A 13,714-nucleotide genomic window follows, 5' to 3' on the forward strand; every position below is an offset into this window, starting at 1 on the left:
GACAAGCAGGAGTATTTAACAAAAAGGAGACACTAAAATATGGATCAGCACGAAAAACAAATGGAATTCATGCAAATAGCGATGAAATATTTTCCTGAAGCAAAACAGCAGCTTGATGAACTCGGTCTGGAGCTGTCTATGGAACACATTCAGCCTCTACTAGGTTTGTTCAATAAAGTAATGGCTGAGGCGTATGATTTAGGTAAACAAGACGCTTTAAAATAATGGCTCTGTTAAACTTGGCTGTTGATTGCAGCTAGCAGGCGTTCGCTTATCCTTGGGCGGGCGGTGAGCCTCCTCGCCGCTTTGCGCCTGCGGGGTCTCACCTGGCCCGCTGCTCCCGCTGGAGGCTCACGCCTTCCGCTCCAATCAACAGGTGTTAATAAATCAACTTAATGCTTTAACAAAGCCAAAATAATAGAAAGGCTTGAACCCGGAAAAGGCAGTTCAAGCTTTTTTTTCATTCTTCACTAAATTTCTTTTTTATAATATCCAGCATCGGTGACAGTTTTTTAAACATGGGTTTCATTTCTTTAAGGGACCCCATGATATCATCAACCTGCATCATAATTTTCATGTAATCAAGCTGGTCTTCGTCTTCATTGGATTCAAGGGTGGATTCTTTAGGCGCTTCAACCATTTTTTCATCCATTTTTTCCTGACGGCTTCCGAACATCAGTTGATCAAATTTATTTTTCTGGGGACTTGCCATTCTTTTCACCTTCCCGGCAATGTATTTCTGCTGATATTAATCTATGAAATGGAGACAATTGTGCATGGACGAATGCATCAGTCTTATTGATAAATTAAAAGAGATAAGCTAAAATTAGTACCAAGTCATAATATATGATGTTAAAAATTATAATACTAAAGGGGCTGCACATATGAACGCTGGAATTATCGGAATTGGCCGGTATATCCCTGAAAATGTGATTACCAATCATGACCTTGAGAAACGGATGGATACGTCGGATGAATGGATCCGTACCCGAACTGGAATAGAAGAAAGACGCATTGCAAGCGATGATATTGATACATCTGATATGGCGTTTATGGCTGCAGAAAAAGCACTTATAGACGCAGGAATTACGGCTAAGGAACTGGATATGATCCTTGTAGCAACGGTTACGCCTGATCAGCCGTTCCCTTCGGTTGCATGCCGCATACAGGAGAGACTTGGTGCCGGCCAGATCCCTGCAATGGATATAAGCGCTGCATGTGCAGGATTTATGTATGGGCTTGTTACTGGAAAACAGTTTATCGAAACCGGTGTTTATAAAAATATTTTGGTAGTAGGCGTTGAGAAGCTTTCAAAGGTGACAAACTGGGAGGACCGGAATACGGCGGTTCTTTTCGGAGATGCAGCAGGTGCCGCAGTTTTAGGGCCTGTTTCTGAAGGGAAAGGAATTCTTTCTTTCGATTTGGGAGCAGACGGATCAGGCGGCAAGCACTTATACCAGGAAGAATATATTATCATGAACGGCCGCGAAGTTTTCAAGTTTGCCGTTAGACAAATGGGCGAATCCAGCGTTAAAGTACTCGAGAAAGCAGGATTGACAAAGGCTGATGTAGATATGCTTGTTCCTCACCAGGCGAACATCCGTATCATGGAAGCATCGAGAGAACGCCTTGAGCTTCCGCCCGAGAAAATGTCCAAAACAGTAAATAAATTCGGAAATACATCCGCAGCTTCTATTCCGCTAAGTATTGTAGAAGAGCTGGAAGCTGGTAAAATAAAAGACGGAGATCTGCTTGTCATGGTAGGATTCGGAGGCGGCTTAACCTGGGGCGCCATTGCCATGAGATGGGGACGTTAAAACGATAGATTATTCTAATTTAAAATGAGGTGTTTTCTATATGGAAAAGAAAAGAGTAGTGGTTACAGGGCTGGGGGCTGTCAGTCCTCTTGGATTGGATGCAGAAACAACCTGGGAGAACGCGATTAATGGCGTTTCCGGAATCAAGCCGCTTACGCGTGTAAATGCGGATGACTATCCAGCAAAAGTAGCGGGAGAAATTACAGATTTTGATCCTGAACAATTTATGGATAGAAAAGAAGCTAGAAAAATGGACCGCTTCACGCAATATGCTGTAGCGGCGTCAATGATGGCTGTAAAAGATGCAAACCTTGAAATTACAGATGAAAATGCTCCTAGAGTGGGAGTATGGGTAGGTTCCGGTATCGGAGGAATGGAAACATTCGAAACCCAGCACAGGATTCTTATGGAAAAAGGACCTAAACGCGTAAGCCCGTTTTTTGTTCCGATGATGATACCTGACATGGCAGCCGGCCAGGTATCCATTGCACTTGGAGCGAAAGGATTTAACGCTTGTACAGTAACTGCCTGTGCTACCGGTACGAACTCCATTGGTGATGCCTACCGTGTAATTGAACGCGGCGATGCAGATGTGATGATTTCCGGAGGAGCAGAAGCACCGCTGTCACAAATGGCATTTGCAGGTTTCAGCTCAAGCAAAGCGCTATCCACAAATCCGGATCCTGCTAAAGCAAGCCGTCCGTTTGACGCAGATCGTGATGGTTTTGTAATGGGTGAGGGCGCAGGAATACTTGTTCTTGAAGAGCTTGAACACGCTCTTGCACGCGGTGCTAAAATTTATGCGGAAATTGTTGGCTACGGTGCAACGGGTGACGCTTATCACATTACCGCTCCGGCTCCGGGTGGAGAAGGCGGGGTCCGTGCGATGAGACAGGCAATTGAGACAGCGAATCTTCAGCCAGAAGATGTGGATTACATTAATGCCCACGGAACAAGCACACCGTATAATGATAAATTTGAAACACTGGCTATTAAAGAAGTATTCGGAGAGCACGCGAAAAAAGTTGCAATCAGTTCAACGAAATCCATGACTGGACATTTGCTTGGAGCAGCTGGCGGAGTTGAAGCCATCTTCTCAGTACTTGCGATTAAGGAAGGAATTATTCCTCCTACAATCAATCTGGAAAATCCTGATCCGGAATGTGATCTTGACTACGTTCCGAATGAAGCCCGCAAGACAAAAGTGAATGTCGCACTAAGCAATTCACTTGGCTTTGGCGGTCATAACGCAACGATTTTGTTTAAAAAATACGTATAAGTAAAAAGCTGCCGATTTATTCGGCAGCTTTTTTGTGTTTCTGCACTGATTCACTGCCTGCTGCAGGGCCCAATTCCACTGAAAATTCTCCTCCCACTTTCAGCCGTCCCTTCATACATTAATAGAGGGGTGATAGAGATGGGTGTGATGAGAACGGACCAATGGTTTGAAAAGGAGCTGAGCCTGAACGAGCTAGCCAAAAAGCTAAAACCGTATTTCCCGGACAGGAGCGAAAAAACACTTGTTAAGTCGCTGCTGCCGTTCGGGGTTTACCGAAATGGCCAATCTGCTCTGAAGACTATGCAAACCATCAAGGAAGAGAAAATCCTGCCTTATATTAATAAAGAGTATGAAGATCTTCGGAAGAAATGGTCGGGCCCGGATGCGCCAGTCTTTATTTTGCCCGGTGATTTATCAAACGGGAAAATTAAGCGGGAATATGGCGGGAAGTCCGGACTTGCTTTTCATGATAAGCTGTTTCTTTTTTTGGCCCCAGATGTTCCAAAGGAAGAGGTAAAGGCCCTGCTGATTCATGAATATCATCATATTTGCCGCTTAGCCAAGGATCCTAAGAAAGAAAAAGATTATACGCTTGCAGATGTGGTAATCATGGAGGGACTTGCTGAAAATGCAGTAAGAGAACTGCTTGGCGAGGATAAAACGGCAAGCTGGACCAGGCTTTACCAGGATGCTCAGCTTCGCCAATTTTGGAAAAGACATATCCTTCCCAACCAGACCATCAAGCAGGAGGACCGGCATTTCGATAAAATGATATACGGTCTTGGCATGTATCCGAAAATGCTTGGCTATACAGCCGGGTATTATGCTGTTAAATCCTATATGAAAGATACTGGCTCAATGACGGAGAGTCTTTTCAAAACGCCTTCCGAGCGCATTATAAAGGCTCTTAAAATAGAGGAATAAATACGAAAGAAAATCCGCCCATAATCTGAAGAAACTGGAATATTTTCTGCTCGTCCTGCCTATACTGATTGACAAACAGATTGAGAAGGTGAGGGGTAAGAAATGTTGTTTCTTCATGATGTATGGGTAAATTGGTTTGAGGGAGAAGAAAATGGATACAATGTGTGCCATTTCCATGAATGGCGAAAGGATGACAGTGTTGAGCTGCTGGATCAGGTGCCGTTGCTCAAAGTCAATCAAGTGCTGTTCAGGTACATTGAAAATGATCTTTCCGAGATACCGCAAAGCCTCCTGAAAGACATTCATCAGAAAGCCTACATCCGGAAAAATCATGAAAGAATACAACTTGATTACTGCTTCGTCATCACAGATGGCCAGGGAATTATCGCAGTTGATACAATCGGCTACAGCATCCCTGTACGGAAAAGCCGTTTGATTCCAAGGCAGGAACAGCTCGTTTATGAAATGGTTAAGGACGTAGATGCGGATGACTATCCTTTTCACGGGCCGCTGCATGGGGAAGAAAAGGAATTTCATATTCTGTCTCTTGCTCCTGACCACATGAGAGGACTCACCCGTAAGGAACGGCAGCTAAAGCAGCTTCTATTCATGGCATTGGATCAGCTGCAAACCACAAAAAATACGGCAGAAATAAAATATTGGTACACAGAATGGAATCCGCAGGAGTATGAACAAATCCGTTCCATGGAATTTCATGATGTCTTCCAAAAGCTTTACAGCGAAACCGTAAATGGGTGGTCCCCGAAGCATATGTCGCTATGCGAGCATCTAGTAAAAGGACAACCCTTCTTTGAAAAACTATGGGATACCGAGCACGAATCGAAAGTAAATTGAATGCAATGGACAAGCCTCCTGATAACCCCGGCTGAAGACTGGGTGAAGGGGGTTTTTGTGTGTTTAGGCTTACAGTCAGCTTCTAGGTGGTACGGTATAATAGAAGGTAAAGCGCTTTCTTTTTAAAAACCGCTTCAAGGAGGTATAATTATGGCAAAAGCAGCAGACCACGCAAGTACAAAGCGCATAACAGGCAATATTTTTAAAGGATCGGTCGGAAATTTAATCGAGTGGTATGACTGGTATGTATACTCCGCTTTCGCTGTGTATTTTTCAGCAGAATTCTTTCCTGCAGGAGATTCAACGAGCCAGCTGCTTAATACCGCAGCCATTTTTGCTGTAGGATTTTTAATGCGGCCGATTGGCAGTCTCATAATGGGAAGATATGCGGATCGTCATGGGAGAAGGGCTGCGCTGACGCTGTCCATCACCATTATGGCGGCAGGATCTTTGATCATTGCCTGTACGCCGGGCTACAGTTCGATCGGTGTAATGGCTCCAGTCATACTTGTTCTTGCAAGGCTTCTCCAAGGACTTTCATTGGGTGGAGAATATGGTACATCAGCTACATACTTATCTGAAATGGCCAGTTCGGGCCGCCGCGGATATTATTCAAGTTTTCAATACGTCACGCTGGTTGCCGGACAGCTTACCGCGTTAGGCGTTCAAATTATTCTTCAGCAAGTTCTTAGCGAACCAGATATGAATGCTTGGGGCTGGCGCATTCCGTTTGTTATTGGAGCGATGGGGGCCCTCGCGGTTTTATGGCTGAGGCGATCCATGGATGAGTCCGATCAGTTCGAAAAAATGGGCAAAGAAAAAAGAACGAATGCCGGGACCCTCAAGGTGCTGATGAAGTATCCGAAAGCAGTATGGACAGTAGTCGGTCTGACACTCGGAGGAACGGTTGCATTTTACACATACACGACCTACTTGCAAAAATTCATGATTAATACATCAGGCATTCCAAAAGAAACCGTGAGCTGGATCAACTTTGCTGCACTTTTTATCTTTATTATTTTGCAGCCGCTAGCGGGAATGCTTTCAGACCGAATTGGAAGAAGACCTCTACTCATGTGCTTTGGCATACTGGGAACCATTCTTACCGTTCCGATCTTCCTGCTTCTCGAGCAAACGCAAAATCCAACCGGCGCGTTTTTGCTTATGATGACAGGGCTTATTATTGTGACCGGCTATACATCCATCAATGCAATCGTAAAAGCCGAGCTGTTTCCTACCCAAATCCGGGCACTGGGTGTTGGATTCCCTTATGCTTTAACAGTGGCAATCTTTGGTGGAACCGCCGAATTCATTGCTTTGTGGATGAAGAGTATGGGAGTGGAATGGCTGTTTTACGCCTATGTCGCTCTCTGTATTGCCATTAGTTTTTTTACTTATTGGAGGATGACAGAGTCATCAAAGGATTCCCATTTGGAATCAGAGCTGAAGGCGGAGAAAGTGGAGATTTCCGATTCTGGTCACTCGATGTAAACAAACGGTGATGCCTGGTCTCGCGGCCGGGCATCTTTTTGAGTTTTGGAACAGGGTCTTTTTGCTTTAGAGCCGTTTGGCATGCGGTTATCAGGAAATTGATAAGTGGAAAAAAGACCAAAAAAAAGTGCTTCCTCTCTTAGAATTTAGATTGGTTTTGGCTGATTTACGCTGCAGGATGCTTGCTTTCCGCGGGGCGGGCGGTGAGCCTCCGCGGCGCAAGCGCCTGTGGGGTCTCACCTGTCCCGCTGCTCCCGCAGGAGTCGCGCACCTTCCGCTCCAATCAGCCTAACCAGAATTGTTCTAAGTACCTATATAAAATTACACCCATGCGAATGCTTTCACAACGTCAAGGGGTTTCGATCATTTTCTATCAGTAAGACTTTTTAGACAGTCTCTTTTTTTCCTCAAACCTGCTCGTATAAAAAAAGCCCAGCTAGGCTGAGCTTCCTTCTAATTATTTGCGTTTTCTTCCTAATCCCATTGCATTTTCCATTTTCCGAAGCATTTTATTAGCTGCGCGATTCGCGCGTTCTGCTCCTTCATCAAGAATACGGTCAAGTTCATCGGATTCCATCAGCTCGTAATATCGCTCTTGAATCGGGGCAATCTCACCAACTACGACCTGAGCCAAATCTCCTTTGAAATCTCCATAGCCTTTTCCTTCATACTTCACTTCCAGCTCTTCAATCGTTAATCCTGTGAAAATAGAGTAAATGGAAAGGAGATTGGAAACCCCTGGTTTGTTTTCTTTGTCAAATTTTACAATGCCTTCTGAGTCAGTCACGGCACTTTTGATTTTCTTCTCAATCTGCTTAGGCTCATCAAGAAGGGTAATAAATGCCTTCTGATTCGGATCGGATTTGCTCATTTTCCTTAAAGGATCGGCTAAAGACATAATGCGTGCTCCTACTTTTGGAATTCTGACATCCGGTACCGTGAAAATATCATTGTACTTGCGGTTAAAGCGCTCAGCCAAGTCTCTGGTCAATTCAATGTGCTGCTTTTGATCTTCTCCAACCGGTACAAGATCAGTTCCATATAGAAGGATGTCTGCAGCCATCAATGGCGGATACGTTAGCAAACCGGCAGCAACTGCTTCTTTACCTGAAGACTTATCTTTAAATTGCGTCATGCGCTCAAGCTCGCCGATATACGCAACGCATTGAAGCATCCATCCGGCCTGAGCGTGCGCGGGCACCTCCGATTGGATAAACAGGGTCGCTTTTTCTGGATCCAGTCCGATTGCAACATACAGGGCTGCAAGGCTGCGGATGCTTTGGCGTAATTTCTCCTTATCCTGATGAACCGTGATTGCATGCTGATCGACGATGCAGAAATAGCTGTTGTAATCATTTTGAAGCTCGATAAATTGCTTCATGGCGCCGATGTAGTTGCCTAATGTTACGACTCCGCTCGGCTGAATGCCTGAAAAAATGGTTTTCACTGGAAACATCTCCTCTATTACATTAAATTACGGCTCTGTGTTAAGCCAATAAAAAAAGGCCCACTCATCCCTGAAGAAGGGACGAATGAACCGTGGTGCCACCCTGATTGCTCTCCGATCCAACGGAAAGCCGCTTAAAATCCTTTAACGCAGGACATACGGCATTGCCTAATTCTATTTCGGCATGCGGCTCAAAAGTCCATTCCACGAAGTTCAATGCCTGATTTCCAGCAGCCTCAGGCTCTCTGCAAATGAATAATCCGTGTACTACTCTTTATCATAGCCGGTACATTTAACTGATACATATTATAAAAAAGAAATGCTTTTCGTGCAACTATACATAGTATAGGCCAAGCCCGATCATCATTAAACCTAATAAGGCCAAACTGGCAAACAGGAGAGGGGAAACGGAAAAGGAAACGAGCTCGGAAAATGGACGCATGCTCTGCGCTTCTTCTTTATCCATATCTTTCCCGTTAATTTTAAACGTCCTTCTCATCCCATAAGTAGCAGCATCGAAAAATCCGCTCTGCGCAACCGTCCCGAATAAAGAAGCGAACAGTAGAAAGCCGCCAACAATAAAAGAGGAATTAATAAAACCAAGAAGAGTCAGCTCTCTATAGTATAGAAAACATCCAATGAGGGAAATGGCCAATCCACCCAGGAAAATAAAGACGCTTTTTTTCAACTGGAATCACCGCTTTCTAATGAATAATACTAGTATAACCATAATATTTCGTGTGAGGTTCATTATATTTGAAAAGTAGCACACACATTTATATCCCTATATTTTACCATTATGCATAGGGAATCTTACACTCTCTTTACATAAACATTAATTATTTTTTACAGACACCCTGCTTGTCAAGGCTAAGCTAGCAACTTTTTAAAAATTCTCTGAAATATAAAACGAAACAACTAGGTACAAAGAACTATTTTTATAGGCCTGAATTATTAGTATTATTGCATTTGTGTAAATTTTTTTAAAAAAACACATGTACAAATATTTAAAAGCTTGTATAATAATCCTTGTAAGAATTATCAGAAAATAAAAGGGGGTCAAACAAGTGAAAAATTCTAAATTTTCACTTCTAGTAGTACTTACTTTAGTCCTTAGTTTGTTCTTGACTGCTTGCTACGGCGGCAACAAAAACGAATCAAGCACTACGCCTAAGGATAACGGTAATGGCGAAAAAGCAGAAACACCATCTGTACCACAAGAACTTAAAGTTTTTGAAAGTGCTGAGCTTCCGTCCATGGACAGCGTTATGGCTGAGGATGCAGCAAGCTTCGAAATCATCAATAACGTTAATGAAGGACTTTACCGCTTGGATAAAGACCAACAGGCAATCCCGGCTGTTGCTAGTGAAGATCCAGCTGAAAGCGAAGATAAGCTAACTTACACTATTAAACTTAAAGATAACGCTAAATGGACAAACGGAGATCCTGTAACAGCAAACGATTTCGTTTTTGCATGGCAGCGCGCTCTTGACCCTAAAACAGCTTCTCCTTACGGCCCATACATGATGATCGGCAAAATCGCTAATGCTGACAAGGTTTATGACCAATCTGCTAAACCTGAAGAGCTTGGTGTTAAAGCAATCGACGATCATACTCTTGAAGTAAAACTTGTAAAGCCTATCACTTATTTCAAAGAATTGATGGCATTCCCATCCTTCTACCCGCAAAACAAAAAATTTGTTGAAGAAAAAGGCGACAAATTTGGAACAAATGCAGAAAACCTAGTATTTAACGGACCATTCAAAATGACTGATTGGGGCGGACCTACTGCATCCTCTTGGAAACTTGAGAAAAATGCAGACTACTGGGATGCTGCTAATGTAAAACTTGAAACTATCCAATTCAACGTTTCTAAAGATCCTCAAGCATCTGTAAATGCTTTTGAATCTGGTGAAGCGGATAAAACTCCTAAACTTGCAACTGCTGCTATCATCTCTCAATACGAGAATGACGACCAAATGGAAAGATTCCTTGAGCCATCTGTATGGTGGATCAAGATGAACCAAAAGAATCCTGCACTTAAAAATGAAAACATCCGCCGCGCAATAGCGTTAGCTGTGGACAGAAAAGCGCTTGTTGATGATGTACTGCAAAATGGATCTATCATTGCTGACGGTATCGTTCCAAAAGAATTCGCAGCTGATGATTCTGGAAAAGACTTCCGTGAAACAGGCAAATACCTTGAAACAAATAAAGAAGAAGCGAAAAAACTTTGGGCACAAGGCTTAAAAGAGCTTGGCGAATCTAAACTTAATCTTGGATATGTGAGCCAGGATACTGAAACAGCTAAACTAGAAGCTTCTTTTGTAAAAGAGCAGCTGGAAACAACTCTTGAAGGACTAACAATTGAAGTGAAGAGCGTACCTTTCAAAATCCGTTTGGATCTTGAAGACAAAATGGATTACGACCTATTGAATGGCGGATGGGGCCCTGATTACCAAAATCCAATGACATACATGGATCTTTGGATCACTGACGGAGCACAAAACAAAATGGCTTATTCTAATCCAAAATTCGATGATCTAATCAAACAAGCTGACAAAGAAACTGACCTGAATAAACAATTCGAAATCTTCGCTCAAGCTGAAAAAGTTCTTCTTGAAGAGGATGTAGCACTTTCTCCACTTTACCAGCGTTCAGTAAACGTACTGGTAAAAGAAAAAGTTAAAGGTCTTGTTCACCACAACATCGGTGGTGAGTACAGCTACCAATGGGTAACAATTGAAGGCGAATAAGCAAATTAAATAGCAATAAACTATTTTTCTATGAACAGTAGAAGAGAGTATAGAAATATACTCTCTTTTTACCTATCGTCAAATTGTCGAAATTCGTTGAATATTGCATTAATTAGGAGGTGTCTGCATCATGACAAAATACATCTTGCAACGTATTGTTTATATGATAATCACTTTGTTCATTGTTGTTTCTGCAACCTTTTTCCTCATGAAACTAATCCCTGGAAGTCCATTTAACTCTGCAGAAAAATTATCAGAGGCACAGCTGCAGATTATGAATGAAAAATACGGACTGAATGATCCCGTGCCTGTACAATATGTAAAGTACATGGGCGGAATGCTGAAAGGCGACCTGGGTACATCCTTCCAATTCAATAACACTCCCGTAACCACTATCCTTGCCGATGGAATTGGTCCTTCTGCCACACTTGGTTTACAGGCAATGTTCTTTGGAACAATTATTGGTATTTTCCTCGGGGTTATCGCAGCTCTGAAACAAAACACATGGATCGATTACGGTTCTACTTTTTTGGCGGTTGTTGGTAAATCAATACCATCATTTGTTTTTGCTGCATTGCTTCAGTATTATATCGCACGAGAACTTGGCTGGTTTCCGGTTATGCTATGGAACGGACCCGAGTACAGTGTTTTGCCGACTGTTGCCCTTGCCATGTTCCCAATTTCAATTGCCGCACGGTTTATGCGTACTGAGATGATCGATGTACTGAACTCAGACTATATTACATTAGCCAAAGCCAAAGGTGCCAGCAGTTTTCAAATATCTATGAAACATGCTCTTCGAAACGCGCTTATTCCAGTTGTTACTGTACTTGCTCCGTTAGCTGTCGGATTAATGACTGGTTCGCTTGTTATTGAGAAGATTTTTGGTATTCCTGGAATCGGGGAGCAGTTCGTTAAATCCATCGTTACGAATGATTATCCGGTAATTATGGGAACTTCAATTCTTTTCGCAACATTATTTGTGGTGGTAATTCTATTAGTGGACATTCTATATGGCGTAATTGATCCGCGTATCCGTGTGAGTGGGGGGAGCAGCAAATGATAAACACAGAAAAGAAATCACAGGACTTGTTCGTCCCTGCCCCGCTTGATTCTACAAAAAGCGAACGTATTGAAAAACCGAGTTTAAACTATTGGCAGGATAGCTGGCTGAGAATTAAGAAAAATAAAGCCGCTATTGTAAGTTTAATTGTCTTATTTCTAATTGTGATTATGGCATTTGTCGGACCTTTCATGACCCCGCACAGTGCACGTGAACAAAATACAAAGCATTCCAATTTGCCACCTCGTATTCAAGGAATTGAAAATGTAAGCTGGCTTCCATTTGATGGAGAACTTAAGAAAAAAGATGGTACTATAATTCAGCCTTATGAGCAGCGCGAAGTTAAAGAGTATTATTGGTTTGGAACAGATCAGCTTGGACGTGACATCTTCGCCCGTATTTGGAAAGGAACACAAATTTCTCTTTTAATTGCCTTTGTCGCATCATTGATTGATTTGCTGGTTGGGGTGGCATACGGTGCGATCTCCGGTTATATAGGGGGAAAAGTAGACGGCTTTATGCAGAGGATTATTGAAATCCTTGTAGGGATACCGAATTTAGTCGTTGTAATTCTTATGATTTTGATCCTTAAACCAGGTATCATTCCTATTATTATTGCTTTGACCATTACAGGATGGACAACAATGGCTCGTGTCGTACGAGCATCTGTATTAAGGATGAAAAACCAGGAGTTTGTGCTTGCCTCCAGAACATTAGGAGCTTCTGATGCTAAAATTATTTTCAGACATATGCTTCCAAACATGTTTGGAGTTATGATCATTAATACAATGTTCAGTATTCCTAATGCCATTTTCTTTGAAGCTTTCTTAAGCTTTATCGGGTTAGGTCTTCAGGATCCAAATGCATCACTCGGAACGCTTGTAAATGATGGTTTTAGAAGTATGATTTTATTCCCATATCAAATGATGATTCCGGCAATTATGATTGCCCTTCTAATGGTAGCATTCAACTTGATTGCAGATGGATTGCGTGATGCGCTTGATCCAAAAATGCGCGACTAAGGCAGGTGAACGATAATGGAAAAAGTATTAGAAGTTAAAGACCTTGAAATCTCCTTCCATACGTTTGGCGGAGAAGTTCAAGCCATACGTAATGTGAGTTTTGATTTATATAAAGGGGAAACTCTTGCGATTGTAGGAGAATCCGGTTCCGGAAAATCAGTAACAACTAAATCCATTATGAGGCTTCTTCCTGAAAGCAATTCTGAAATTAAGAATGGCAGCATTCTTTTTGAAGGCAAGGATTTAACGAAGCTAAAAGAAAAACAAATGCAAAAAATCCGCGGAAAAGACATCTCGATGATTTTCCAGGATCCGATGACTTCCTTAAATCCAACCATGACAGTCGGCAAGCAGATTATGGAGCCGATTATCCGTCACCAAAATTTGAGCAGGGGAGAGGCTAAACGCCGTGCGATTGACCTGCTGAAGCTGGTAGGGATCCCGATGCCTGAAGAACGCTTTAAGCAATATCCCCACCAATTTTCAGGCGGTATGAGACAGCGTGTGGTCATCGCGATTGCTCTTGCCTGCAACCCTAAGGTTTTGATTGCAGATGAACCTACAACTGCTCTGGATGTTACCATTCAAGCTCAAATTCTTGATTTAATGAAAGAACTGCAAAAGAAAATTGATACGTCGATTATCTTTATTACCCATGACCTTGGTGTAGTAGCAAATGTAGCTGACCGTGTAGCTGTTATGTACGGTGGTAAAATAGTGGAATACGGTACAGCTGACGAAATTTTCTACAATCCAAAACATCCTTATACTTGGGGACTAATCAGTTCCATGCCGGATTTGGATTCTAAAGAAGATGAGTTGTTCTCCATTCCGGGAACACCGCCTGATTTGCTGGCTCCGCCGAAAGGGGATGCATTCGCTGCCCGTAATCCTTTTGCGCTGAAAATTGATTTGGAAGAGCAGCCGCCTTTCTTTAAAATTTCGAATTCTCATTATGTTGCCTCCTGGCTCTATCATGAAAATGCACCGCAAGTTGAACCGCCGGAAGCGGTCAAAAAGAGAATGCGTCAGTTCCCTGAAATTAAGGAGGGAAAATAAA

13 protein-coding genes and 1 other annotated feature are annotated in these 13,714 nt (G+C 42.7%); of the genes, 10 read left to right on the forward strand and 3 right to left on the reverse strand.

The genetic code is table 11. The annotated features are described in order from the left end of the window. Nucleotides 1-39: 39 nt before the first annotated feature. On the forward strand, nt 40-225 hold the full coding sequence (locus J9317_RS06310) for a ComZ family protein (RefSeq protein WP_035409302.1): 186 nt from the start codon (nt 40-42) through the stop codon (nt 223-225). A gap of 235 nt (nt 226-460) precedes the next feature. On the opposite strand, the gene J9317_RS06315 is transcribed toward J9317_RS06310, so the two are convergent. Further along, nucleotides 461-712, reverse strand: coding sequence for a hypothetical protein (locus J9317_RS06315; RefSeq protein ID WP_211557110.1), 252 nt, complete (start codon nt 710-712; stop codon nt 461-463). Between the two features lie 172 nt (nt 713-884). Here J9317_RS06315 and J9317_RS06320 point away from each other — a divergent pair, with 172 nt between their 5' ends. The 5 genes from J9317_RS06320 (at nt 885) to J9317_RS06340 (ending at nt 6,366) form a co-directional block, all read left to right on the forward strand. Further along, complete coding sequence (locus tag J9317_RS06320) at nt 885-1,817, forward strand: beta-ketoacyl-ACP synthase III (protein ID WP_211557112.1); 933 nt, start codon at nt 885-887, stop codon at nt 1,815-1,817. Nucleotides 1,818-1,857: 40 nt separating this feature from the next. Next, nucleotides 1,858-3,096: a beta-ketoacyl-ACP synthase II gene (fabF, locus tag J9317_RS06325; RefSeq protein ID WP_211557113.1), complete on the forward strand. Its 1,239-nt coding sequence runs from the start codon at nt 1,858-1,860 to the stop codon at nt 3,094-3,096. Between the two features lie 138 nt (nt 3,097-3,234). Further along, nucleotides 3,235-4,020, forward strand: a complete 786-nt coding sequence (locus tag J9317_RS06330; protein ID WP_211557114.1) for a DUF2268 domain-containing putative Zn-dependent protease — start codon at nt 3,235-3,237, stop codon at nt 4,018-4,020. Nucleotides 4,021-4,122: 102 nt separating this feature from the next. Further along, nucleotides 4,123-4,875: a YjbA family protein gene (locus tag J9317_RS06335; protein ID WP_211557115.1), complete on the forward strand. Its 753-nt coding sequence runs from the start codon at nt 4,123-4,125 to the stop codon at nt 4,873-4,875. Nucleotides 4,876-5,025: 150 nt separating this feature from the next. Then, the gene (locus J9317_RS06340; protein WP_211557118.1) at nt 5,026-6,366 is read left to right on the forward strand and encodes an MFS transporter; all 1,341 of its coding nucleotides are present in this window, start codon (nt 5,026-5,028) and stop codon (nt 6,364-6,366) included. 457 nt (nt 6,367-6,823) lie between these two features. On the opposite strand, the gene trpS is transcribed toward J9317_RS06340, so the two are convergent. Together trpS and J9317_RS06350 are read right to left on the reverse strand one after the other, a co-directional pair. Then, nucleotides 6,824-7,813, reverse strand: coding sequence for a tryptophan--tRNA ligase (gene trpS / locus J9317_RS06345; protein ID WP_347880503.1), 990 nt, complete (start codon nt 7,811-7,813; stop codon nt 6,824-6,826). A gap of 74 nt (nt 7,814-7,887) precedes the next feature. Further along, nucleotides 7,888-8,103, reverse strand: a binding site (T-box leader). Nucleotides 8,104-8,147: 44 nt separating this feature from the next. Then, the gene (locus tag J9317_RS06350; protein ID WP_211557120.1) at nt 8,148-8,501 is read right to left on the reverse strand and encodes a DUF3899 domain-containing protein; all 354 of its coding nucleotides are present in this window, start codon (nt 8,499-8,501) and stop codon (nt 8,148-8,150) included. A 379-nt stretch (nt 8,502-8,880) separates the two neighbouring features. On the opposite strand from J9317_RS06350, the gene J9317_RS06355 reads away from it, so the two are divergent. The 4 genes from J9317_RS06355 to J9317_RS06370 all read left to right on the forward strand — a co-directional run bounded on the left by J9317_RS06355 (nt 8,881) and on the right by J9317_RS06370 (nt 13,713). Next, complete coding sequence (locus tag J9317_RS06355; protein ID WP_211557121.1) at nt 8,881-10,569, forward strand: peptide ABC transporter substrate-binding protein; 1,689 nt, start codon at nt 8,881-8,883, stop codon at nt 10,567-10,569. A 130-nt stretch (nt 10,570-10,699) separates the two neighbouring features. Beyond that, nucleotides 10,700-11,632 (forward strand): oligopeptide ABC transporter permease, encoded by a 933-nt coding sequence (gene opp3b, locus J9317_RS06360; protein ID WP_211557122.1) that lies wholly within the window; start codon nt 10,700-10,702, stop codon nt 11,630-11,632. After that, a complete protein-coding gene (gene opp3C, locus J9317_RS06365; RefSeq protein WP_211557123.1) occupies nt 11,629-12,654 on the forward strand; it encodes an oligopeptide ABC transporter permease in 1,026 nt (341 codons plus the stop codon). The genes opp3b and opp3C overlap by 4 nt, the downstream gene beginning before the upstream one ends. Nucleotides 12,655-12,669: 15 nt before the next feature. Continuing rightward, nucleotides 12,670-13,713: an ABC transporter ATP-binding protein gene (locus tag J9317_RS06370; protein ID WP_211557124.1), complete on the forward strand. Its 1,044-nt coding sequence runs from the start codon at nt 12,670-12,672 to the stop codon at nt 13,711-13,713. The last annotated feature ends 1 nt before the right edge of the window (nt 13,714 follow it).

The organism is Metabacillus flavus, assembly GCF_018283675.1.
GTDB classification, from domain to species: Bacteria; Bacillota; Bacilli; order Bacillales; family Bacillaceae; genus Metabacillus_B; species Metabacillus_B flavus.

Coding starts and splice junctions, on each gene's coding strand:
- J9317_RS06370 (WP_211557124.1), top strand. CDS start 12,670: ATGGAAAAAGTATTAGAAGTTAAAGACCTTGAAATCTCCTTCCATACG.
- opp3C (WP_211557123.1), top strand. CDS start 11,629: ATGATAAACACAGAAAAGAAATCACAGGACTTGTTCGTCCCTGCCCCG.
- fabF (WP_211557113.1), top strand. CDS start 1,858: ATGGAAAAGAAAAGAGTAGTGGTTACAGGGCTGGGGGCTGTCAGTCCT.
- opp3b (WP_211557122.1), top strand. CDS start 10,700: ATGACAAAATACATCTTGCAACGTATTGTTTATATGATAATCACTTTG.
- J9317_RS06330 (WP_211557114.1), top strand. CDS start 3,235: ATGGGTGTGATGAGAACGGACCAATGGTTTGAAAAGGAGCTGAGCCTG.
- J9317_RS06310 (WP_035409302.1), top strand. CDS start 40: ATGGATCAGCACGAAAAACAAATGGAATTCATGCAAATAGCGATGAAA.
- J9317_RS06320 (WP_211557112.1), top strand. CDS start 885: ATGAACGCTGGAATTATCGGAATTGGCCGGTATATCCCTGAAAATGTG.
- J9317_RS06340 (WP_211557118.1), top strand. CDS start 5,026: ATGGCAAAAGCAGCAGACCACGCAAGTACAAAGCGCATAACAGGCAAT.
- J9317_RS06315 (WP_211557110.1), bottom strand. CDS start 712: ATGGCAAGTCCCCAGAAAAATAAATTTGATCAACTGATGTTCGGAAGC.
- J9317_RS06335 (WP_211557115.1), top strand. CDS start 4,123: ATGTTGTTTCTTCATGATGTATGGGTAAATTGGTTTGAGGGAGAAGAA.